Below are 20,196 nucleotides of genomic sequence, written 5' to 3'. Positions count from 1 at the left end.
CACGGCGGCCGGGCCGGTGGCGGGGCCACCCGACCGGTCGCACCTCACGCGCCATACAGGGCCAACGAGCGCACATGACGGGTGTATCGGTTCGTCGGCAAATCTCTTTGCACGGGTGTGCGCTGACGGGGACGGAGCACGGTGCGCGGACCGCCCGCACGGCCGCTCACGCGCGGCTCACCGGCGGAATTCCGGGGGGAGCGCGGAGCGGCGCCGGGGGCCGGGCGGCGGGCCGGCCCCCGGTCCGGCGGTCACGCGTGCGTCGAACGCGTGCGCCAAAGCGTGCTGCCGGGGTCACTCTCCGGGGCGTACGAGGTCCGACGGGTCGGTGTTCGCGCCGCACACGACGACACACACCCGCTCCCCCGGCGCGGGCCGGTACGCGCCCGAGCGGAGCGCGGCGTAGGCGGCCGCCGTGCCGTGCTCGACCGCCAGTTTGCGGTCGTCCCACAGCGCGCGGCGCGCGTCGAGGATCGCCTCGTCCGGTACGAGCACCGAGACCACGTCGGCGCGCCGGGCCCAGTCCAGGGCCATTCCGGTGGCGCGGCGGGCGCCCAGCGAGTCTGCGGCGACGGAGCGCACCGGTACGTCGACCACCCGGCCCGCCTCGATCGCCGCGTTCAGCGCCCGGCAGTTCTCCGGTTCGACGGCCACGACCCGTACGCCGTGGTGGTGCGCGGCCGCCGCGACCCCGCTGAACAGACCACCGCCGCCGACCGCGACCACCACCGTGTCCAGGCCGGGCAGCGCGGCGCGGATCTCCTCCAGCAGGGTGCCGGCGCCGGCCGCGATCAGCGGGTGGTCGTACGCGTGCGACTCCAGCGCCCCGGTCCGCGCCACATGCTCGCGGGACGCCTCCAGGGCGGCGGCGTACTCGGTGCCCACCCGGCGCACGTCGGCGCCGAGCAGCCGCAGTCTGGCGACCTTGACCGGCGGCGCGGTCTCCGGCACGAACACGGTCGCCCGGATGCCGTGCCGGGCCGCGGCCCAGGCGCAGGCCAGCCCGGCGTTGCCGCCGGAGGCGATGACCACGCCGGCCTCGGGCACGGCGCCGGCCGCGCGGTGCGCCGCGATGAAGTTCGCCGCGCCGCGGGCCTTGAACGATCCGGTGTGCTGGGTGAACTCGTAGGCGAGCCAGCCCTCGGCGGGCCCGAAGGTGCCCGGGTCGACCGCCGCGACGGTCACCGGGCGCACGTCCCCGGCGATCCGGCCGGCCGCCGCCCGCACGTCCTCGTAGCTGATGCTGCTGCTCATCACGGATCACTCTCCCGGTGGGAACGTCGTCGGCCATGCCGCCGGCCGGGAGGCCCGCCTCCCGCCCGGACCGGTCCAGTTGATCACGCGCCCCCGTGGGCCCCACCGCGACCAGGGGGCGAAAGTCCCGCCCCGTCAGGACTTTCCGCCCTTGGTGCGCGGACCGTACGGCGAAATGATCTTGGTACGCCGGGCCGGCGGCGCGTCCTGGCCGCCGGCCGACCGAAGGGAAATCTCCGCACGTCATGACATTACGCAAGCCCGCCATGCTCGCCCCGGCCGTCGCGACGGCCCTGTTCGTGGGGCTGCTCCAGGCGCCCGCCGCCCAGGCCGCGGGCGGTCCGCCGCCGTCCGGTGCCCGCGCGACGGACAACGTGCTGTGCATCTACAGCACCGAGATCACCGACCGCACCACCGGCGGGTACGTCTGGGACGTCGCCAAGCGGGCCCACGCGCTGTGGAAGAGCGAGGACTTCCAGCGCAAGTACGGGAAGCTGTCCTACGCCGAGCAGATGAACAAGCTGCTGTACGAACTGAACGTGAGCCAGCACGTCTTCGGCCACAGCTGGCTCGTGCACTTCAATTCCGGCGGCGCGCTGCACCGGAAACTCGACGGGGGCGAAGAGGCCCGCTACGACACCTATTCGTTCCAGCCGAACGACCCGGACGGCACCAACGGCGACGGCTCGCCGGTCGACGGCATGTCCGTCAATTACACCGGCTACGACATCAACGTCCCGGGCAAGCCGCTCGTCGAATGGGACCGGCCGAGCCGCAAGCAGGACCAGGGCCAGGCCTATTCCCCGCGCGCCGCACGCTGCAAGAAGCTGACCGGCGCACAGCAGAAGGCTTTCCGCCAGGAAATCGGCCGGCGGGCGGAACTCAACGAGAAATACACGCTCCTGCCGAGCTGGAATTTCGTCCTCACCGGTGGCTGGGCGGGCACGTCCGCCCGCAACTGCACCACCTTCGCCCTCCAGGTCTGGGACGCGACGATGAAGGACGCCCCGGGCGAACGCCTCGACGCGCCCGGCGGCCTGCCCGCCGCCGACATCAACAAGCTGGGCGGCGAGGTCCCGGGCGACCTGACGCAGAGCGAGTTCTCGGCGTGGATCCCCGCCCTGGCCGGCAAGTGGATCCGCGAGAAGAACGGCGGGCAGAACGAGAACGCGGAGGTTCCGCGGTTCGCGGACGACGTACTGGCCCCGGCCGACGCGCGGTAGGCGCAGGGGCGCCGAGGGGCGCGGCAGGCGCGGGGCCGGACGGCCGGTTGCCACGCCCCTCCCCCACCCGCGCCCCTCCCGTGCCATGGTCGTGGCACACCGCCCCACCCCAGGGAGCCACCGTGTCCGACCGCACCGCGCACACCCCCGCCCGCCCCGACGCCGCCGACCTGGTGATCGAGGGCGGCACCGTACTCGTCCACGACGACCACGACGGCATCGGCTTCGCCGAGGACGCCGCGGTCGTCGTACGGGACGGCCGCATCGACGCGGTCACCACGGCCGCGGCGGTGGCGGACCTGCCCGCCGCCGAACGCCTCGACGCCCGCGGCCAGGCCGTCGTGCCCGGCCTGGTCAACTGCCATACCCACGCGCCGATGGTGCTCTTCCGGGGCAGCGCCGAGGACCTGCCCACCGAGGAGTGGTTCAACGAGCGGATCTGGCCGGCCGAGACCAACCTCACCGACCACGACGTGCGGCTCGGCGCGCTGCTCGCCTGCGCCGAGCTGATCCGCTGCGGCGTCACCACGTTCGCCGACCACTACTTCGCGATGGACGAGGTGGCACACGCCGTGGAGGTGAGCGGGCTGCGGGCGAACCTCGGCTGGGCGTACTTCTCCTCGATGGGCCCGGCGGGCCGCGAACGCTCCCTGGACTTCGCGCTGCGCCACCGCGGCGGCGCCGGCGGCCGGATCACCACCTCGCTCGCGCCGCACGCGCCGTACACCGTCTCCGACGCGGACCTGCGCGCGACCGCCGGACTCGCCGACGAGCACGGCCTGCCGGTCCACCTCCACGCGGCCGAGAACCGCGAACAGACCGAACACAGCCTCGCCCGCCGCGGCCGCACGCCCGTCGAGACGCTGCACCGCGCCGGTCTGCTGGACGTGGACGTGCTGATCGCCCACGGCACCGGCATCCTGGAGCGGGACCTCCCGGTCCTCGGCCGCGCCACCGCGCGCGTCGGCGTCGCCACCGCCCCCAGGGGCTATCTGAAGTTCGCGTGGGACACGACGCCCGTACGGCTGCTGCGTTCGATCGGCGTCCCGGTCGGCCTGGCGACGGACGGTGCCGCGTCGAACAACACCCTGGACGTCTGGGAGAGCATGACCCTCACCGCCCTCGTCCAGAAGGCGGCGGAACGGGACCCGCGGTGGCTGACCGCCCGCCAGGCGCTCGACCACGCGACGACGCAGAGCGCCCGCGCACTCGGCCTGGACGGGCGGGTGGGGCGGATCGCGCCGGGGCACCGGGCGGACATCGTGCTGGTGGACCTCACCGGGCCGCACGTCCAGCCGGTGCACGACCTGGCCACCGCGCTGGTGCACAGCGTCCGCTCCGGCGATGTGCGCACCACCGTGGTCGACGGCCGCGTCCTCATGCGCGACCGCCGCCTGCTGACCCTAGACGTCCCCGCGATCACCGCGGAGATCCGCACCCGGCTGCCCGCCCTGCTGGACCGCGGCCACGGCGACCGCGTACAGCATTACGACGCCTGAGCACCCGCACGCCGCACACGTCACGCACTGCGGCGGCCGGGCGCGCCGGCGTTCAGGAGCCGGCCGTCGCGTCCAGATAGGCGCCCAGCGGCTGGAGCGGGGTCCACAGCTGTTCGAAGTAGGCGGCGAAGTAGGACATGTAGGTGCGGTCCTGGACGCTGAAGCCGTTCAGCTTCTGGCGGGCGCCGCCGGAGAAGGCCAGGAAGACGACGCTGTCGTCGATCAGGGCCATGTTCAGGCCGTCCGCGGCGGCCGTCCACCGCAGCACACTGGCCTCGTAGTTGAGGATGTCGTCGGTCTCCGCGCGGTGCCGCCGGGCCCAGGCGAGGACGTCCTTGTCGGGCACGCCGTCCGTCTCCGGGATGCCGATGATGCGGCGGACGCTGCGCTGGTCCTCGGTGTCCTCGCGGGCCCAGGCCAGGATGTCCGCGAAGTAGTCGGCGGACGCCTTGGTCGTGTACTGGTCGGGCGGGTAGCGGCGGGTGTAGGTGACCCGGATCTCCGACCGCGCCGACCGGACGCTGCGCGCCGCGGCGGAGTAGAACTCGGGATTGCTGCGGTACCAGGTCGCGGCGAGCAGCGCGTCGCCCCCGACGTCCGGCAGCGCGGCCGGGCGCACCGCCCCGGCGCGGCCGTCCGGCTCCCTGCGCAGCGCGTCCAGGCGGCGCTTCGCGTTCCGCCACCGGTCCAGCCAGTCCGCCGGCTCCTCCCCGCACGCGGTCACGAAGGCGCAGGTCAGCTCCCAGCTGGGAAAGCGGCGGCCGTTGAGCATCGCGGACACCGAGCTGCGTCCGCACTTCATCTGGAGGGCGAGGCGGGCCTCCGTGGGCTCGAAGCAGCGCAGGCGCAGTTCACGCAGTTGCTCGGCGAACGCCGCCACGGGTTCCGGTACGGGTTGCGGTGCGGGCGAGGACGGGGGCCGGCCGGTCAATGGTTCATCCCCCCGGGAGCGCGGTGACGGCGGTGGCACGGACGCGGTGACACAGATGTTCCGTGGCCGTCCGTCATTGTCCGCCCGTGTCACGGGTGTTCGCCAGTGTCCGTGCACGCCGTCGTGCTGCTCATGAATTCCGCCGCCCGTCGCCCAGGCATGGGCGCAGGTGAGCGCGGGGCCGAGACTGCGGTTACGGGCCGCGCCACCACGCACGGCCCCGACGGGACGGAAGGAGCACGCCATGTGAACTGACCGGTGACCGCGGCCGGACGGGGGCGGGAGCCCGGGAGCAACCCGCACCCCGCAGGAAAACGCGGAGGCCGCTCCCTGGTGCTTCTGGCGGGAAGCAGGGAACGGCCTTCTGCCGACCTCACGAGACCCCATGCACGTCACGCACAAGGAGACCTCATGTTCGTCCATTGCAGGATAGCCCTTCGCTGTACGGGCGCCGCCTTCCTGGCGGTGCTCATCGTGGGCGTCACGCTGGTGACGCCCGCCCCTTCCGGTTTCCCCCTCCCGCCGGAGGCCCTCTGGGTCCTGCTCGCGGCGTCGGCCCTGACGCCGGCCGCCGCGGCGGGCGGAGCGAGGTGGGGACGGTGAGCGGATCGCCGGAGGCGGCGGTGTGCCGCCGGTGCGGTGCGCCGGAGCCGCGCACCTTCACCACCCCGGTCGTCGACTGCTCCGGCCGGCTGCGGATCGCCACGTCCGTGATCTGCGCGTGCGGTGAAGCCACGCTGGTCGGCGTGCGGCCGGTACGCACGGGTGGCGGCCGGGACGCGCGGGCGGACGAAACCCGGCGGCTGTTCCCGTTCACCGTGTACTGACGGAGCGGGCGGGATACGGGTACGGAAGGGCGGGGCCGCCCAGAGCCCCGCCCTTCACACAGCACGGGCGGCACGGGCGTGGCGCAGGGCGCGCAACACGGGGCGGTGCGGAAAGCGGCACACCATCGGCGTGCGACGGTACGCCGTCCGTCTGGGTATCGTCGGCCGTCGGGCCGGTGATCGACCGGCGACCGGATGACGCGATGCGAAAGGTGCAGGCGCTGTGCGACGCCCTCAAGGCCGTGACCACCATGACCGAGGCCACGGATACGGCCGAGGCCGCGAATACGGCCGGGACCGTGGCCACGGCCGTACCTCCGACCGGCGGCCGGCCGGACGCCCGCAGGGGATCCGGGACGGCCTGGCCGGGGAGCTGCGCCGGATGGACGGCGCCTCGTACGGCAGGTACAAGTCCCTCCTCGGCACCTGGGCCATGCCCGGCTTCACCCTGGAGGTGATCCGCGGGCAGTCCGACCCGTACGCGCCGCCCGCGCGGGTCGCCCTGCGCGTACCGGCCGAGGAGGCCGGATTCCCGGCGGATCTGTGGGAGTCGCCGGTACGGCGGCGGGCGCTGGCGAGCTATCTGGCCCGGCGGGCCGCCGAGGCGGCGGACCACCGGTCGCTGCGTGTGGACGCGGGCGGCCAGGAGGTGCTGGAACGCAGCTCCTGCCTGGTGGACGCGCGGGACGGCGCGGTGACGCTGCGGCTGGGCGTGGACCTGCCGGGGCACGGCCGCCGGATCGACGGGCACGCGGCGGAGCACGTCCTGTGCGAACTGCTGCCGGAGGTGGCCGAGCGCGCACTGCGCTACCCGTCCCTGGACGCCGACGACGTACGGGCCTTCGCGGACACCGTCGAGGACTCGGACGCGCTGCGGGCCGCGCTGCCCGGCCTCGGCCTGGTGGCGTTCGTCGCGGACGGCGCGGTGCTGCCCCGGCGCAGCGGCGTGGACGACCGCCCGGCGACCGGCGGCGGGGTCGTCCCCTTCGCCTCGCCCGAGGAGCTACGGGTCTCCGTGGACCTGCCGCACGCCGGGACGGTCACCGGCATGGGGGTGCGCGAGGGCGTCACCCTGATCGTCGGCGGCGGCTTCCACGGCAAGTCGACACTGCTGCGCGCCCTGGAGACCGGCATCTGGGACCATGTGCCCGGCGACGGCCGCGAACTGGTGGTGGCCCGGCCCGACACCGTCAAGATCCGCTCGGAGGACGGCCGGCGGGTCGAGCGGGTGGACGTCCACGCCTTCGTGGACCATCTGCCGAGCGGCGCGGACACCACCGACTTCCGTACGGACAACGCCTCCGGCTCCACCTCGCAGGCCGCCGCCCTCTGCGAGGCCGTCGAGGCGGGCGCCCGGGTACTGCTCATCGACGAGGACACCGCGGCCACCAACCTCATGATCCGCGACGCGCGGATGCAGGCGCTGGTGGCCAAGGAGCGGGAGCCGCTGACGCCGTTCGTGGACCTGGTGCGCTCGCTGCACCGGGACCACGGCGTCTCCACCGTGCTGGTGATGGGCGGCTCCGGCGACTACATGGAGGTCGCGGACCAGGTGCTCATGATGGACGCGTACCTGCCGTCCGATGTCACCGCGCGGGCGCGGCAGCTCGCGGCGGTGCCGACCGGCCGGACCGCGGAGGCGGAGTCCTTCCCCGGCGTCGCGCACCGCCGCCCGGACCCCGGCTCGCTCGACACGTCGGTACGCGGCCGCTCCCGTGTCCGGGCGCGCGGCGACGACGCGCTGACCTTCGGCGAGCACGACGTCGACCTGCGGGCCGTCGAGCAGATCGCGGACGCGCGCCAGGTGGTGGGCATCGGCCTGGCCCTCGAACTGATGGTGCGGCGCGGGTACGTGGACGGCAGGCGCACGCTGGCCGAAGCGCTCGACCTGCTCGACGCCGACCTGGAGGACGGCGCCCACCGCCTCCTGGCCGTCCGCGACGAGGACTTCGCGCTGCCGCGCCGCCACGAGGTGGCCGCGGCCCTGAACCGGCTGCGGGGGCTGCGGGTTCTGGGGCGGCCCGCGGGGGTGGAAGCGGGCGGCTGAGGTACGGCCGGAGGCCGGAGGCCAGGGACCGGAGGCCAGGGGAGCGGGAGCCGGGGGCCGGAGACCAGGAGCCGGGGCAGGGGGCCGGGGACCGGAAGCCGGGACCGAGGGCCGGGGGTCGGGGGCAGGGCAGCGGGCCATACGCCGCCCGTACCCGGCCTTTGGCAAGATCCCCGCATGCCCCGACCCATGACCCCGCCCGTCGCTTCCCCCATCCCTCCCGTCGTGCCCGCCGGCCGGCTGCGCGACAGCGAGCAGCCCACCCTCCCGCTGTCCGCGGACGCCGAGTTGCGCCCGTGGCGGCCCGCCGACGCACAGGTACTGGTCGCCGCCCATGAGGACCCGGACATCCGCCACTGGAACCGGCCCGCGCGGATGTCGCCGGACGGTGCCCGGGACAAGATCGCCCACTGGCATCAGCGGTGGCACGACGAACAGTCCGCCATCTGGGCCGTGGCGGGCGCGGCGGGCGGTGCGGCGGTGGGACTGGCCGGGATCGCGGACATCGACCTCCGCGGCGGCAGCGCCGAGTTCCTCTGACGAGCACTTGCACGCCCGTATCGCGGGCGACGACTGGCCGGACCGCTGAAGGAGCCCCGGGACTTCGGCCCACGCGGGGCGCGGAAGCGGCAGGGCGGGGGCGGCGGGCCCCGCCCGCCCGGATCAGCTCATCGGCACGACGGCGGTCGGCGCGTGGCCCGGCTCGGTGGCCAGGTCCTCGAATTCGTTGACGCTGCCGATGTCGGTGCCGCTCATCGCGATGTTGGTGACCCGTTCCAGAATGGCCTCGACGACCACCGGGACCCGGTGCTCGGCGGCCAGCTTCTTGGCCTCCTCGAAGGCGGGCAGCAGCCGGTCCGGCTCGGTGACGCGGATCGCCTTGCAGCCCAGCCCCTCGGCGACCTTGACGTGGTCCACGCCGTAGACGCCGAGTTCGGGGGTGTTGATGTTCTCGAACTCCAGGGTGACCTGGTAGTCCATGTCGAAGTTGCGCTGCGCCTGACGGATCAGGCCCAGGTAGGAGTTGTTGACCAGTACGTGCACGTACGGGATGCGGTGCTGCGCGCCGACCGCCAGTTCCTCCAGCATGAACTGGAAGTCGTAGTCCCCGGAGAGCGCGACGACGCTGCCGTCGGGGTCGGCGGTGGCCACGCCCAGCGCGGCCGGGATGGTCCAGCCCAGCGGCCCGGCCTGGCCGCAGTTGATCCAGTGGCGCGGCTTGTAGACGTGCAGCATCTGGGCGCCGGCGATCTGCGAGAGGCCGATGGTGGTGACGTACCGGGTCTCGGGGCCGAACGCGCGGTTCATCTCCTCGTACACCCGCTGAGGCTTGAGCGGCACGTTGTCGAAGTGCGTACGGCGCTGGAGCGTGGCCCGGCGGTGCTGTGCCTCGGCGGCCCACTCGCCGCGGTCGGGCAGTTGGCCCGCGGCCCGCTGTTCCTCTGCGACCTCGATGAACAGTTCCAGCGCGGCCTTGGCGTCGGAGGCGATGCCGTAGTCGGGGGCGAAGATCTTGCCGATCTGGGTGGGCTCGATGTCGACGTGCACGAAGGTGCGGCCCTGGGTGTAGACGTCCAGTTTGCCGGTGTGGCGGTTGGCCCAGCGGTTGCCGATGCCGAGGACGAAGTCCGACTCCAGGAAGGTGGCGTTGCCGTAGCGGTGCGAGGTCTGCAGGCCCACCATGCCGGCGTTCAGGCGGTGGTCGTCGGGGATGCTGCCCCAGCCCATCAGGGTCGGGACGACCGGGACGCCGGTCAGCTCGGCGAACTCGACCAGCAGGTCGGAGGCGTCGGCGTTGATGATGCCGCCGCCCGCGACGATCAGGGGCCGCTCGGCCGCCCTGAGCATGGCGAGGGCCTTCTCGGCCTGCTTGCGCGTCGCCTTCGGCCGGTGCACCGGCAGCGGCTCGTACGTCTCCGGGTCGAACTCGATCTCCGTCATCTGGACGTCGATCGGCAGGTCGATCAGGACCGGCCCGGGACGGCCCGAGCGCATCAGGTGGAACGCCTGCTGGAAGACGCCGGGGACCTGAGCGGCCTCCAGGACGGTGGTGGCGGCCTTGGTGACCGGGGCGGCGATCGAGGCGATGTCGACGGCCTGGAAGTCCTCCTTGTGGATCACCGCGGTCGGTGCCTGGCCGGTGATGCACAGGATCGGGATCGAGTCGCCGGTCGCGGAGTAGAGGCCGGTGATCATGTCGGTGCCGGCCGGCCCGGACGTACCGATGCAGACGCCGATGTTGCCGGGCCGGGCCCTGGTGTAGCCCTCGGCCATGTGGGAGGCGCCCTCGACGTGGCGGGCGAGCGTGTGGTGGATGCCGCCGCCGGCCCGGAGCGCCGCGTAGAACGGGTTGATCGCCGCGCCCGGCACACCGAACGCGTTGGTCACGCCCTCGCGCTTGAGGATCTCCACAGCCGCACGAGCGGCGGTCATTCGAGGCATCGAGTACTCCTGCGTCGGCCTGTCGGGGTCGCTTCCGGCCCGGAGGGGGCGGAAGCGCGAGCTATTCAATTTCCGCATTACGGAATCTTTGTTTTGCTTGACGGAAGTAGAAAGAAAGTAGAGCGCACCCCTCCAGCCGTCAAGGGAGCTCTCGGAGAGTGAGCGGGGTGCGCGGAGCCGGAGTCCGGCTTCGGTACGAGCCGTGCCGTGCCGGGGCCGGCAGATCGCGGACGGCGGCGGCCAGGCCGCTCGGGCCGCCCGCCGCACAGGGCCCCGCCCGCACGCGAGAACCCCGCCCGCACACAGGAACACCGCCCTGACCTGCGCGTTAAGATGCGCGTCACGCCATTGCCGCCCCGGTCGGCCCACAGCCCCGCCCCGAGGAGACCGCCCCATGTCCGCCCGTACCGTCCTGATCCTCCAGCACATCGAGGTCGAGAAGCCCGGACTGATCCTCGACGCGCTGGACGGCAGCGGTCTCCACGTCGACATCCGCAACCTGATCGACACGCCGGGCGCCGCGGCGGACGCCCTGCCGCCGGTGTCCGGCCTGGCGGGGCTGGTCGTCATGGGCGGCCCCATGAACGCGGACGACCTGACGGGCCACCCCGCGCTGAAGCTGGAGCGGGACCTTCTGGCCGACGCGCTGCGCGCCGGGATACCGACGCTGGGCGTGTGCCTCGGCGCTCAGCTCCTCGCCCGCGCCCAGGGCCTGGCCGTACGCACGAGCGCCGAGCTGGGCCGCCCCGGCGAGATCGGCTGGGCACCGCTGCGGGGCGTGGACCGCGACGACCCGGTCGTCGGCCCGCTGGCGGACGCCCCCGCCGTGCTCCACTGGCACGGCGACCGCATCGTCCCGGGCGCGGACACCCGCGTCCTGGCGCGTACCGAGACGACCGAATGCCAGGCGTTCCGTGCCGGACCGGCCGCCTGGGGCCTCCAGTTCCACCTGGAGGTCACCCCCGCCCTCCAGGACGACTGGCTCGCCGAACCGTCCTTCACCACCGAGGCCGAGGACGCCCTCGGCCGCGACGCCACGGCCCGGCTGCGCGCCGACGCCCTCGCCGCCGCCCCGGCCCTGCGCCCCCTGGCCGAGAAGAGCCTGGCCCACCTGCGGACCCTCTTCATGGAGCGCGCCGGCCTCTGACGGGTACGGCCCCGCGGATCCGCCCTACCCCCTGTCACTACCCCTCTCCCTCTCCCCCGCCCAGCCACACCCGCACCACCTCGGCCGCGACGGCGGCCACCGTCCGGCCGGTGGTGTCGATCACCGTCGTGCCCGGCGGCTCCGGGCGCCGGAGCGCGGCGTGCTGGCGGAGGGTGCGGGCGAGTTGGCCGGCCGTCTCGGAGCCGATCTCCCGGCGGCGGACCCGGTGTTCCAGGGTGGGTACGTCGGCGGTCAGCCGTACGGAGGTGATGTCGGCGCCCGGTACGGCGTCGGCGATCCACGCCAACTCCCGTTCCAGCGTGACGAACACGCCCGTCAGGAGCAGCCGGGTGTGGCCCACCTCGGCCAGGTTCGCCCAGACCGCGGCCAGGTTGCGGCGGGACAGTTCGCTCGGCGCCAGGCCGGGCGGCGGCCAGGGGTGCACCTGGTCCAGCTGGTCGGTGTCGATGACGGCGTGCGGGACGTCCGCGCGGCCGAGCTGGTGGGAGATCTCGTACGCCGTCGTGGACTTGCCGACCCCGGCGGCGCCGCACAGGACGAGGACCTTCGTCGTGGGCTGCATCACCGCCATGATCGGTGGACCGTGACCCGACCCGCCAGCGAATTCACGGGCCTGGCAAGCTGTCCTGCGCCCGCACGCGCCGCGCCGCGCGCAGCCGGGCCCGCGTCCGCAGCCGTTCCGGGCCACCGCCCGGGTCCGAGGAGCAGGAGAGACGACCGTGCGCAACGCCGTGGTGACGCCCGAGGGCGACCGTATCCGCTGGGTGGAACTGCCGGGCGAGGAGCCGGTCCGCGTCTACCTGCACGGCCTTGGCGCCACTTCACCCGCCTACTTCGCCGAGACGGCCGTGCACCCGCGTCTGGCGGGCCACCGCTCGCTGCTCCTGGACCTGCTCGGGTTCGGCATCAGCGACCGGCCCACCGGCTTCTCCTACACCCTGGAGGCACACGCCGACGCCGTCGCCGAGGCGCTGCGGGCCGCCGGGGTGAGCGCGGCGGACGTGATCGCCCACAGCATGGGCGGCTCGGTGGCGATCGTGCTCGCCGCCCGGCACCCGGACCTGGTGGCGCGGCTCGTCCTGATCGACGCCAACCTCGACCCGGTCACCCCACGGCGGGACCGGCCGGGCAGCGGGGGCATCGCCGCGCTCTCCGAGGAGGAGTTCCTCGCGGGCGGCTGGGAGCGGGTACGGGACGCCGCGGGCGCGCACTGGTGGTCCACGATGCGGCTGGCCGGTCTGGAGGCGCTGCACCGCAGCGCCGTGCACCTCACCCGGGGCAGCGAACCGGTGATGCGCGAGCTGCTGCTGAAGCTGGCGATTCCGCGTACGTACCTGCTGCCCGGGGCCGATGCCCCGCTGCCGGGCGCCGAGGAATTGACGGCGGCCGGTGTACGGGTGGTGCCGGTGCCCGACTGCGGGCACAACATCATGCTGGACAACCCGGAGGGGTACGTCCGCGCGGTCGCGGCGGCGCTGGCGCCGCAAGCCGCCGGCTGAACCGGCCGAAACCGCCCCGGCCTGCACGGATTGACGCCGTCCCGCAGTCGTTGAGCTTCCGTTCATCGCCCTGCCGGATGCTGGCCATGCCGTCGGCACGGTGGTGCCGGCGGACGGGGGAAGTTCCGTGCCGAGATGGGGACATCTGTGATGAACGTCGTTGAAGAACCGCTCCGCGTGCCCACCGTGTCGTTACCGCGCCAGCTGCCCGCGGGCAGTGCCCGGTCGCTGCCGATGCTGGACGCGGTGGTGGAGGTGTTGCGCGCCGCCGGGGAGGATGTGCACGTGGTGTACTCCGCACACGGCGACGTGTTCAAGGTGGTGCCGCGGCAGGACATGGCCGCCTGAACGGGCCGGGGCCGCCCCGGTCAGCTGTCGCCCTGCCGCAACAGGACGTTGCGGCAGGCGGCGGAGAAGGTGCTCAGGCAGGCGGGTACGTCCGCCCTGCGGCCTGCGACCCGCTCCCGTACGTCGTCGAGCCGTACCGGTTCCTCGGCCTGCGGCAGCACGGTCGGTTCACGGTACGCCGCCACGAAGGCATCGGCCGCGCTGATCAGCGCGCGTGCGGCGTCGTGGACCTCCACCGGCCCGAGCATGGCCCTCCGCGCTGTGCTTAGCCGCGCAATAGCCGGCCGGCCCGCCGACCGCGGCCCCGATCACCGCCCCGGCGAGCCCGATCGCTCCGGCCAGGAGGGCGGCGAGTTCCTCGTCCACGGCGCCTCCTCCGGTACAGGGCGCCAAGGTACTGCCGGCGGGCGGCGCCCGGTACGGGCCGTGCCTCCCGGTGCGGGCCGCCTACCGGATCGGCACCCCGGCCACCGTCCTGGCGATGACGAGCCGCTGTATCTCGCTCGTGCCCTCGAAGATGGTGTAGATGGCGGCGTCCCGATCGGTGACCTTTGGAACCTACTCGTTCCCCAGCTCACCCACCTCATTTGACGGGGGTTACGCCGGTTTGCTTACTGGTTCCTCCGGGTTCCGTCCGCATGATCGTCTCCCAAATTTCTCCCACACAGGGAGATCACTTAGCCACGGCGAGATTGGCCGCACGCGGCGCAGTCCCAGCTCCTCCATGAGCCGGTAGGCGTGCTCCCGCAAGTGCCGCGTGTTCAGCGCCAGCCCCAGTTCGTCCACGAGGACGTACCCGGTGTCGGTGTACCCCGCACCCGCGGCCAGCTTCTCCCGCGCCTGCTGGGCACGGAACCTGTTCAGTGCCTCCCACGGCCACTTCGGCAGCGGCAGCGCCCGCTCAACGGACACCGTCTTGGTGTCCTTCTCCAGCACCCTCGTGTTGCCGACCATCGTCCGCGTGTTGGCGACCTCCAGCGTGCCGAGGTTCAAGTCGATGGCCGTCCAGCGCTGGCCGCATACCTCCGCCGGCCGCAGCCACCACCCTGGACCAGATCGGATACAGCTCCTACGTCATGGGCGCCACCGGCGCGGGCCTGATGCGCAGCGCCCGCGCCTACATGGCCACCGGGAACCAGATCAGCGCCGACCTGCTCGGCAAGCAGGAAGACGCGACCAACGGCATGGGAGACCCATCCACGAACTGCACCTCCCGCTTTTTGGGCCTGGGAAGTGAGCTGCCCGAGGTCGTCGGCGACACCGCCTGGTACGACCAGTTCGCGCCCGGAGGTGGTGACCGCTACCGGGGTTCCGCCGAGAAGGCCCAGGACGCTGCCGCCTCCTGGCGGCACGCTGCGAAACTGATGGAACGGTTCCTCGGCGAGGCCCAGGCGTGTGCGACCACGGTACGGGCCAGCCACGCCGGTGAAGCCGCAGACAGCTTCCAGCGCTACTTCAAGCGCTGCATCGGGACAGGCGCCCCGCCTTCCCAGGCTCAGGCGGATGAGCCGCTGATCGCGGACCTGGTCGGCGCGTGCACCCAGTTGGCCAACGCGTGCGAAGCCTACGCCGGGCATATCAAGACCGCGCTTGCGGACATCGCCGCCCACAATGCGGACTTCTTCCGTATCGACCTTCCCTGGGAGCAGCCGATCCTGGGCGGCGGGCGGCTGGGCCGATGCCACACTCCAGCGGGTCATCATCACCCAGGTCACCCGGCCCCTGTTCACCGACACCAAGCCCGTCTGGCCCGACGACGACTACCCCGAACGCATCGGCATCGACGTATTCGACGAAGAACAGCAGGTCCACGGAGCTGCCCTGGGCGACGAGGCCATGGAAGCCCTGCGGCTGTCGGCGAACAAGCAGGGCGCCGCCCTCCTTCTTTCGGGCACTGCCTCGGTAGCCCAGCTCGCCACCGAACTGCCGCCGGTAGCCCCGCCTCCCGGCGAAGGCAGCGTCCAGCACGACGGTGAATCCAACGCGGTCGCACAGGTCCTCGTCCGACGCGAACAGCAGAAGCTCCGGCGCCGACTCCTCGGCAGTCACCCGCACGCGACCTGCGCGCTGTGCGGCCGGACCCTGCCCACCCGCATGATCAGGGCCGCGCACATCAAACGCCGCAGCGAAGCCACCCACGAAGAGCGGCTCCTGATGGCCAACATCATGCCCGCCTGCCTCATGGGCTGCGACGAACTCTTCGAGCACGGCTTCGTCTACGTCGACACCGACGGGGTCATCGCGGCCAGCCCGCGCAGCAACGACACCACGGACCTGGCAGCCGCGGCGGCCCATCTCGCCGGACGGACCGTGGCCGACTACGACGAACACCGGGCCCCGTTCTTCGCCTGGCACCGCGAGCACACCGCCAACTGACCCCGATCGGGGGCGGGGTTTCTTCAGACCGAAGCCCCTCCCAGGCCACTCCCCGTTCACAGCCACCGGCTGCCACCGCACGGTCCGCTCGTCCTCAACCAGCGCCCAAAGGGCGGCGGCACTTCGAGCGGTATGGACCATGAGCCGCGAGGACGCTGCGAGAATACGGAAGGCCCATGTAACGCCGACTTCCACTCGGGGCGTCTTCCGTCCGGGCTGTGCTATCTGCGGCGTGCCCGTGGTCGCACTCCTTCAGCAGGCGATGTGCTTCCTTTTCGCGGCAGGCACCGGGGTGGGAACGGTGCGACAGGCAGGCACTGCCCGTCAAGCGGCAGTGTCCAGCTGGTCACGGTGTTCGTGCACGCCAAAGACAGCATCGAACGGCACAGCGACCGCAGTACTGATCAGGTAGTAGGCCGCGCGCGACCCCCGTGACGCCCATGGTCCGTTCCGGCCGTGTGTCAGCACGTCGTGAGCGCTGAGCACGCCCAGATCGTCGAACACATAGAAGACAGGAAGGTAAGTCCACGCGGTGAGCTGGAGGTGAGCGCGCACCGCCGCGCGTTCCACCGCATGCCGGTGAGTTGTGCCGCTGGTCATGCGGCTCTTGCAGTCGACCAAAGCAAGGTCTTCGCCCCGCACGGCAATCAGGTCAGGCATCCACCGGATCGAGCTGTCTGTTGTCCGTAGGACCCGGCGAACGTTCGCGGTCAGAGTGCCCTGCCCCCAGGGACTGACGTCCCAACCACGCAGGGTGAGTTCGTGCGCGACGTGTTCTTCGTGTGCGCCGCCGATGGCTTTCCGCTGCTGGTAGCTCGCCATGCCTGGAGTGTGCCGCACTCGTCTGAGCAGTGCGCAGGCCGCGGATGCGCCTCGGCCAGGCGCGACGCACCTGCCGCTCGTCCAGGGGCGTCCGTCATTGTTCATTGGCGTCCACTGACGGTCACTGACGGTCGTTGTTGGTTGTCATTGAACGGCTGAATCTCGTACCTGTGATGCGAACTATAAGGTGGCCAGCAGGCAACTAACGTGCTCAGGAGGGCTCTTCGCCCTGAACCGGGGCGGGTAGGCTGTCTCCTGCCATGCCCCCACCACGTGCTACGGCCATGGTGCCCAGGCTGCTACAGGCCGAGCCGACGCACGATGCCATCATCTACGACCTCACGATCAACGTGACCGTCGTCGAAGCCCGGGCACGCTTCGAAGCTGACGAAGAAAGCCCCGCCTGGTGGTCGGGCGGGGGTTCGCTGCGTTGCTCTACTGGGCCGGCTGGCCGGAGCCGGGACACGTCTGCCGCTTCCCGGCCGCGATGCTCCACGGGCCAAACGGCGCCACCGCGAACCCCTGGCATATCGATGTGCGTTAGTCCGTTGGGCGGCATGTTGCTTATCGCGGAAGATCGCTGGGGGCATGCCTTTTGATGTGTTAGCTTCCCGTTAACGCGGCACTGATCCCGGCTGCTGCGACCTGAGGAAGAAGAATGGGGAAGAAGGCTCGGGGTAACCGGTCTATGCTTGCAGGCTATTCACCGGTCACTCCGCTATGCCCTCTTCCCCGGCATCGCACAAGGAGTGCAACAAGTGAAGTCTAATACGATACGGATCGCTGCGACAACGGCGCTGGCGGCGGTGACACTCGGGCTCGCCAGCCCGGCAGCCAACGCCGTCACCCACCGCGCGGCTCCGGCCGCCGTGTCGGCTGCACCGAACGTCAGCGACGCGGCAGCGACCAAGGCCCTGGAACGTTTCGCGCACGCCATCGAAAACGCCCCGGACCACCTGCAGAGGAAGAACCTCAACGACCGTGAGGTCATCGAGTACCTGAACCGGGCCATGAAGGGCAGCGGGTCGGTCGCAGCCACCAACGACGGTACGGTCCTGCGTATCAACTGGCTGGGCTGCAGTGTCGCCGTCGCGAAGTTCGCCGCGGAGAACGGCATACCGGTCGCGAAGGTCGCCCGCATCGTCGGCAAGCTCGGCGGATACGCAAAGTTCGTCAAGTACGCCTGGAGATACCTCAAGGAAGGGTACGCCCCGCCGGAGGCCGGCCAGGAGTTCGCCGACTTCGTCATGGCCGTGAGCGGCCTCGGCGCAGTCGCCAGCGCCTGCTCCTGACGGCAAGAGAGTACCGGCCACACGATAGCCAGGAGCAGCCATGCTAGGGAAAGCATCAGAAGACAGCGAGCAGGTAAGCGTGAAGCAAGCCTTTGGCTACAGCACCGTCGGTGTGACTCTGGGCTTCGCTCTGGCTTATCCGGGGGCGTCCTTCATCCGCGAGCTGATCGGCCAAAAGGGGCTCGCCCTTTCCCCGGTCATTGCCCTGGCCGTCGTGTGGCCGGTTTCAGCCGGACTTCTGTACATCGAACCGTGGGTGCAATCTCGGAGCTGGTGGAACAGTTTTGCAACGGTCTGGTCGTGGGGAGTGGCAATTCTCCTGTGCGGTGTTCCACTGATCACCGCATTGGCCATCCCCGCGCCTGTCGGTGAGGGGTGGCCGGCGGGCCTCCCCACGGTCGTTGCGTCCTGCCCCATCGTCGGCCTGTTCGTGTTCCTGGTCGTCCGCAGGCGCTGGCGCGAGCGTAGACAGAACCCGTAGCGCCCATGCCGCGCGACATCTCGACCCGGAAGGGGGGAGACCGGAGCGCCAGCGCGCCGCCCGACGTCACGCAGCCATCCCCAAGACGGTGAAGCGGCCATTGCTCGGCCGGGCATCCCGGGCCCCCACCTGCCGCTCCCACAGCCGGCACGCGCCCGCCACGAACGCTCCCACGGCGCGCGGGTCGGCCGCAGCCCAGGCGGGGAACTGCGCCGCCCACTCCAGCGCCTCGCCCGGCGGGCAGTCGGCTTCCATGAGCCGCACGGTCGTGTACGCCACGTCCACCCACGCCGGGCCGGCCGCAGGCATCGCCCAGTCCACCAGCCACGCCCGGCCGTCGCCGACGAGCAGATTGTGCGGATTCGTATCGGTGTGCAGCAGGCTGTCGCCGCGCAGCAGCTCCAGCTGGCCGGGAGGCAGCACCTCGGCGAACCGGTCGGCGAACGACGGCACACCCTCCGGCGCCCGCACGGCCTGAGCCGCGCGCAGCACGCCGGCCACCAGAGCCAGGTCCGCCGAGCCAGTCGACAAGTCCGCGTGCCGACCCTCGACGTACTCGAAGCCGAGCAGGTCCCAGCCCCCAGCCACGACCCGCCACAGCAGGCGCGGGCCCACGCCGAGCACCGCCGCGTTCACCGCGGCCTCCATCGCTTGCGCTGCCCGGCCCCTCGCGTCGCCGGCCGGGACACCCTTCATGAACACCGGGCCCGAGGCGGTCGTGAGCACGGCCGCCGTACTGCACGTCAGACCGTCCGCGACATCCCGTGCACCGGCCACCGGGCCCGTGCGCTCTTCGACGGCCGCCCACACCCCGGCCGGCAGCTCCCACCACCCAGTACGCGACACCCCGACCCCCTCACGACGAGACGAGGGGCCGCAGGCGCGACCCCTCACCAGCTCAACGAGCAACCTAGCGCTTCGTCGCACCGCACTTCCGGCACCGCTGCTCGCCGCTCCACGGCACCCACTCGTGATCGCAGTCCGCCATGGGGAACCCCTTCCGTCTGCAGTCCACCGTGAGCGCGTGCAGACCGAATGGCGACGGCGCACACGGCGCGCACAGGAGCGTCAGGCAGCGCCGTCAAGCCCCGGCTGCTCGTACTGCAGCGGCGCGACGCCGCCGAGCTTGCCGTGCAGGTACTGCAGGCCGCGGACCGTGATGCGGATCTGGGGCTTGGCCAGCATCACCTCGCGGGTCTGCGGGTGCAGGTACGTCTGGGGCCGCTCCGTCAGGTGGGCGTTGTGCTTCGCGTAGGGCACGCCCTTGCGGTCCACCATCTCCAGCTCACGGATGAACTTCATCAGCCGGTGCTGGCCGGTCGAGATGCCCGGATCCCTGTTGAGGATGTGGGCGGCGTCGCGCAGCGAGTAGTCGCCCGACGCGTCGGCGAGGACGTTCCACGCCGCTGCCGGGGCCTCCAGCTCCTTGACGCGGGCCTCGGCGGCGAGCCGTCCCTCCTCCGACTCCAGTGCTGCCCGAAGCGCCTCCAGCTTCGTCATCTCGGGGCGAGGAACTGGAGCCGACGGGCGACCAGAGACGAAGTTGTACAGCGCGTCGGCCAGCTCGACCTGAGCGCGCTCTACCTTGTCTCGCTTCGCCTCGTCGGTAATACGGCTGGTCGTGATGTTGGCCAGCCACATCGGCACGATGCGCTCGTGGATGAGGAAGTGCTGACGGGCCCGGTCATCCTCCGGGAGACGGACCTGTGTAATGCAGGTCCGTCCCTGTGACCAGGACTTTCGACTCAGAGCCTGTCGCTGCGCTTCGGGGTCCAGGGTGAGATTGCGGCACAGCTGGCCGAGGACGGCCCAACTGCCGCGGTCGTTGGTGACCACGGTGACGGTGTCGCCGTGGAATTCGAAGGATCCGATCTGCGGGGCGGCGTTCGAGGATGCGACCATGGACATGGTCTCTCCGATCTGTTTGGACACAGCGGATTGATCGACTGGGCCCGCTCAGTACTTGGCGGTTCAGGGCGGGCCCGCC

The 20,196-nt window shown here is 71.8% G+C and carries 21 protein-coding genes and 2 pseudogenes; 13 read left to right on the top strand and 10 right to left on the bottom strand.

Going from position 1 to position 20,196, the window contains the following annotated elements:
- Window positions 1–294: 294 nt before the first annotated feature.
- Window positions 295–1,254 carry a threonine/serine dehydratase gene (locus CP973_RS18715; RefSeq protein ID WP_150242179.1) on the bottom strand — a complete coding sequence of 320 codons (960 nt, stop codon included), beginning with the start codon at window positions 1,252–1,254 and terminating at the stop codon, window positions 295–297.
- Between the two features lie 245 nt (window positions 1,255–1,499).
- Between CP973_RS18715 and CP973_RS18710 the strand changes: the two genes are divergently transcribed.
- Both CP973_RS18710 and CP973_RS18705 read left to right on the top strand, forming a co-directional pair.
- Complete coding sequence (locus CP973_RS18710; protein WP_150242177.1) at window positions 1,500–2,477, top strand: hypothetical protein; 978 nt, start codon at window positions 1,500–1,502, stop codon at window positions 2,475–2,477.
- Window positions 2,478–2,599: 122 nt separating this feature from the next.
- A complete protein-coding gene (locus CP973_RS18705) occupies window positions 2,600–3,976 on the top strand; it encodes an amidohydrolase (RefSeq protein WP_150242175.1) in 1,377 nt (458 codons plus the stop codon).
- A 52-nt stretch (window positions 3,977–4,028) separates the two neighbouring features.
- Here CP973_RS18705 and CP973_RS18700 read toward each other — a convergent pair whose 3' ends face one another.
- On the bottom strand, window positions 4,029–4,907 hold the full coding sequence (locus CP973_RS18700) for a helix-turn-helix domain-containing protein (RefSeq protein WP_150242173.1): 879 nt from the start codon (window positions 4,905–4,907) through the stop codon (window positions 4,029–4,031).
- A 411-nt stretch (window positions 4,908–5,318) separates the two neighbouring features.
- Here CP973_RS18700 and CP973_RS18695 point away from each other — a divergent pair, with 411 nt between their 5' ends.
- The 4 genes from CP973_RS18695 (at window position 5,319) to CP973_RS18680 (ending at window position 8,321) form a co-directional block, all read left to right on the top strand.
- Complete coding sequence (locus CP973_RS18695) at window positions 5,319–5,510, top strand: hypothetical protein (RefSeq protein ID WP_150242171.1); 192 nt, start codon at window positions 5,319–5,321, stop codon at window positions 5,508–5,510.
- Complete coding sequence (locus tag CP973_RS18690) at window positions 5,507–5,734, top strand: hypothetical protein (protein ID WP_150242169.1); 228 nt, start codon at window positions 5,507–5,509, stop codon at window positions 5,732–5,734. Before CP973_RS18695 ends, CP973_RS18690 begins: the two co-directional genes overlap by 4 nt.
- 223 nt (window positions 5,735–5,957) lie before the next feature.
- A complete protein-coding gene (locus CP973_RS18685; protein WP_150242168.1) occupies window positions 5,958–7,781 on the top strand; it encodes an ABC-ATPase domain-containing protein in 1,824 nt (607 codons plus the stop codon).
- A gap of 177 nt (window positions 7,782–7,958) precedes the next feature.
- Window positions 7,959–8,321 carry a GNAT family N-acetyltransferase gene (locus CP973_RS18680; RefSeq protein WP_150242166.1) on the top strand — a complete coding sequence of 121 codons (363 nt, stop codon included), beginning with the start codon at window positions 7,959–7,961 and terminating at the stop codon, window positions 8,319–8,321.
- Between the two features lie 123 nt (window positions 8,322–8,444).
- Here CP973_RS18680 and gcl read toward each other — a convergent pair whose 3' ends face one another.
- Window positions 8,445–10,223, bottom strand: coding sequence for a glyoxylate carboligase (gene gcl, locus CP973_RS18675; protein WP_150242164.1), 1,779 nt, complete (start codon window positions 10,221–10,223; stop codon window positions 8,445–8,447).
- Window positions 10,224–10,617: 394 nt separating this feature from the next.
- Between gcl and CP973_RS18670 the strand changes: the two genes are divergently transcribed.
- A complete protein-coding gene (locus CP973_RS18670; protein WP_150242163.1) occupies window positions 10,618–11,370 on the top strand; it encodes a type 1 glutamine amidotransferase in 753 nt (250 codons plus the stop codon).
- Between the two features lie 37 nt (window positions 11,371–11,407).
- Here the strand turns inward: CP973_RS18670 and CP973_RS18665 are convergent, their stop codons facing one another.
- Window positions 11,408–11,953, bottom strand: coding sequence for an ATP-binding protein (locus CP973_RS18665; RefSeq protein WP_150242161.1), 546 nt, complete (start codon window positions 11,951–11,953; stop codon window positions 11,408–11,410).
- 157 nt (window positions 11,954–12,110) lie between these two features.
- Here CP973_RS18665 and CP973_RS18660 point away from each other — a divergent pair, with 157 nt between their 5' ends.
- Window positions 12,111–12,890, top strand: coding sequence for an alpha/beta fold hydrolase (locus tag CP973_RS18660; protein WP_150242159.1), 780 nt, complete (start codon window positions 12,111–12,113; stop codon window positions 12,888–12,890).
- 150 nt (window positions 12,891–13,040) lie between these two features.
- Window positions 13,041–13,238 carry a hypothetical protein gene (locus CP973_RS18655; protein ID WP_030602009.1) on the top strand — a complete coding sequence of 66 codons (198 nt, stop codon included), beginning with the start codon at window positions 13,041–13,043 and terminating at the stop codon, window positions 13,236–13,238.
- 20 nt (window positions 13,239–13,258) lie between these two features.
- Here CP973_RS18655 and CP973_RS18650 read toward each other — a convergent pair whose 3' ends face one another.
- The 3 genes and pseudogenes from CP973_RS18650 to CP973_RS18635 all read right to left on the bottom strand — a co-directional run bounded on the left by CP973_RS18650 (window position 13,259) and on the right by CP973_RS18635 (window position 14,231).
- Window positions 13,259–13,474, bottom strand: a complete 216-nt coding sequence (locus CP973_RS18650; RefSeq protein WP_167538362.1) for a hypothetical protein — start codon at window positions 13,472–13,474, stop codon at window positions 13,259–13,261.
- 211 nt (window positions 13,475–13,685) lie between these two features.
- Window positions 13,686–13,778, bottom strand: a pseudogene (locus CP973_RS18640) (acyl-CoA dehydrogenase family protein); the annotation flags it as partial.
- A 57-nt stretch (window positions 13,779–13,835) separates the two neighbouring features.
- Window positions 13,836–14,231 (bottom strand): site-specific integrase, encoded by a 396-nt coding sequence (locus CP973_RS18635; protein WP_208853209.1) that lies wholly within the window; start codon window positions 14,229–14,231, stop codon window positions 13,836–13,838.
- An 83-nt stretch (window positions 14,232–14,314) separates the two neighbouring features.
- Here CP973_RS18635 and CP973_RS41930 point away from each other — a divergent pair.
- Together CP973_RS41930 and CP973_RS18630 are read left to right on the top strand one after the other, a co-directional pair.
- Window positions 14,315–14,827 (top strand): annotated as a pseudogene (locus tag CP973_RS41930) (WXG100-like domain-containing protein); the annotation flags it as partial.
- A gap of 22 nt (window positions 14,828–14,849) precedes the next feature.
- Window positions 14,850–15,614 (top strand): hypothetical protein, encoded by a 765-nt coding sequence (locus tag CP973_RS18630; RefSeq protein WP_208853208.1) that lies wholly within the window; start codon window positions 14,850–14,852, stop codon window positions 15,612–15,614.
- 324 nt (window positions 15,615–15,938) lie between these two features.
- Here the strand turns inward: CP973_RS18630 and CP973_RS18625 are convergent, their stop codons facing one another.
- Entirely contained in the window at window positions 15,939–16,436 is a 498-nt protein-coding gene (locus CP973_RS18625) for a hypothetical protein (RefSeq protein WP_150242155.1), read from the bottom strand.
- Window positions 16,437–17,194: 758 nt separating this feature from the next.
- Between CP973_RS18625 and CP973_RS18620 the strand changes: the two genes are divergently transcribed.
- Window positions 17,195–17,728 (top strand): hypothetical protein, encoded by a 534-nt coding sequence (locus CP973_RS18620; protein WP_150242153.1) that lies wholly within the window; start codon window positions 17,195–17,197, stop codon window positions 17,726–17,728.
- A 40-nt stretch (window positions 17,729–17,768) separates the two neighbouring features.
- A complete protein-coding gene (locus tag CP973_RS18615; RefSeq protein ID WP_150242151.1) occupies window positions 17,769–18,209 on the top strand; it encodes a hypothetical protein in 441 nt (146 codons plus the stop codon).
- Window positions 18,210–18,275: 66 nt separating this feature from the next.
- On the opposite strand, the gene CP973_RS18610 is transcribed toward CP973_RS18615, so the two are convergent.
- Window positions 18,276–19,055: a phosphotransferase gene (locus CP973_RS18610; protein WP_150242149.1), complete on the bottom strand. Its 780-nt coding sequence runs from the start codon at window positions 19,053–19,055 to the stop codon at window positions 18,276–18,278.
- Window positions 19,056–19,277: 222 nt separating this feature from the next.
- Entirely contained in the window at window positions 19,278–20,141 is an 864-nt protein-coding gene (locus tag CP973_RS18605; protein ID WP_167538361.1) for a phage antirepressor KilAC domain-containing protein, read from the bottom strand.
- Window positions 20,142–20,196: the final 55 nt, after the last annotated feature.

Origin of the sequence: Streptomyces albofaciens JCM 4342 (assembly GCF_008634025.1) — a bacterium.
GTDB classification, from domain to species: domain Bacteria; phylum Actinomycetota; class Actinomycetes; order Streptomycetales; family Streptomycetaceae; genus Streptomyces; species Streptomyces albofaciens.
Note: the sequence above shows the minus strand (reverse complement) of the source record. Positions and strands in the feature narration are given on the sequence as shown.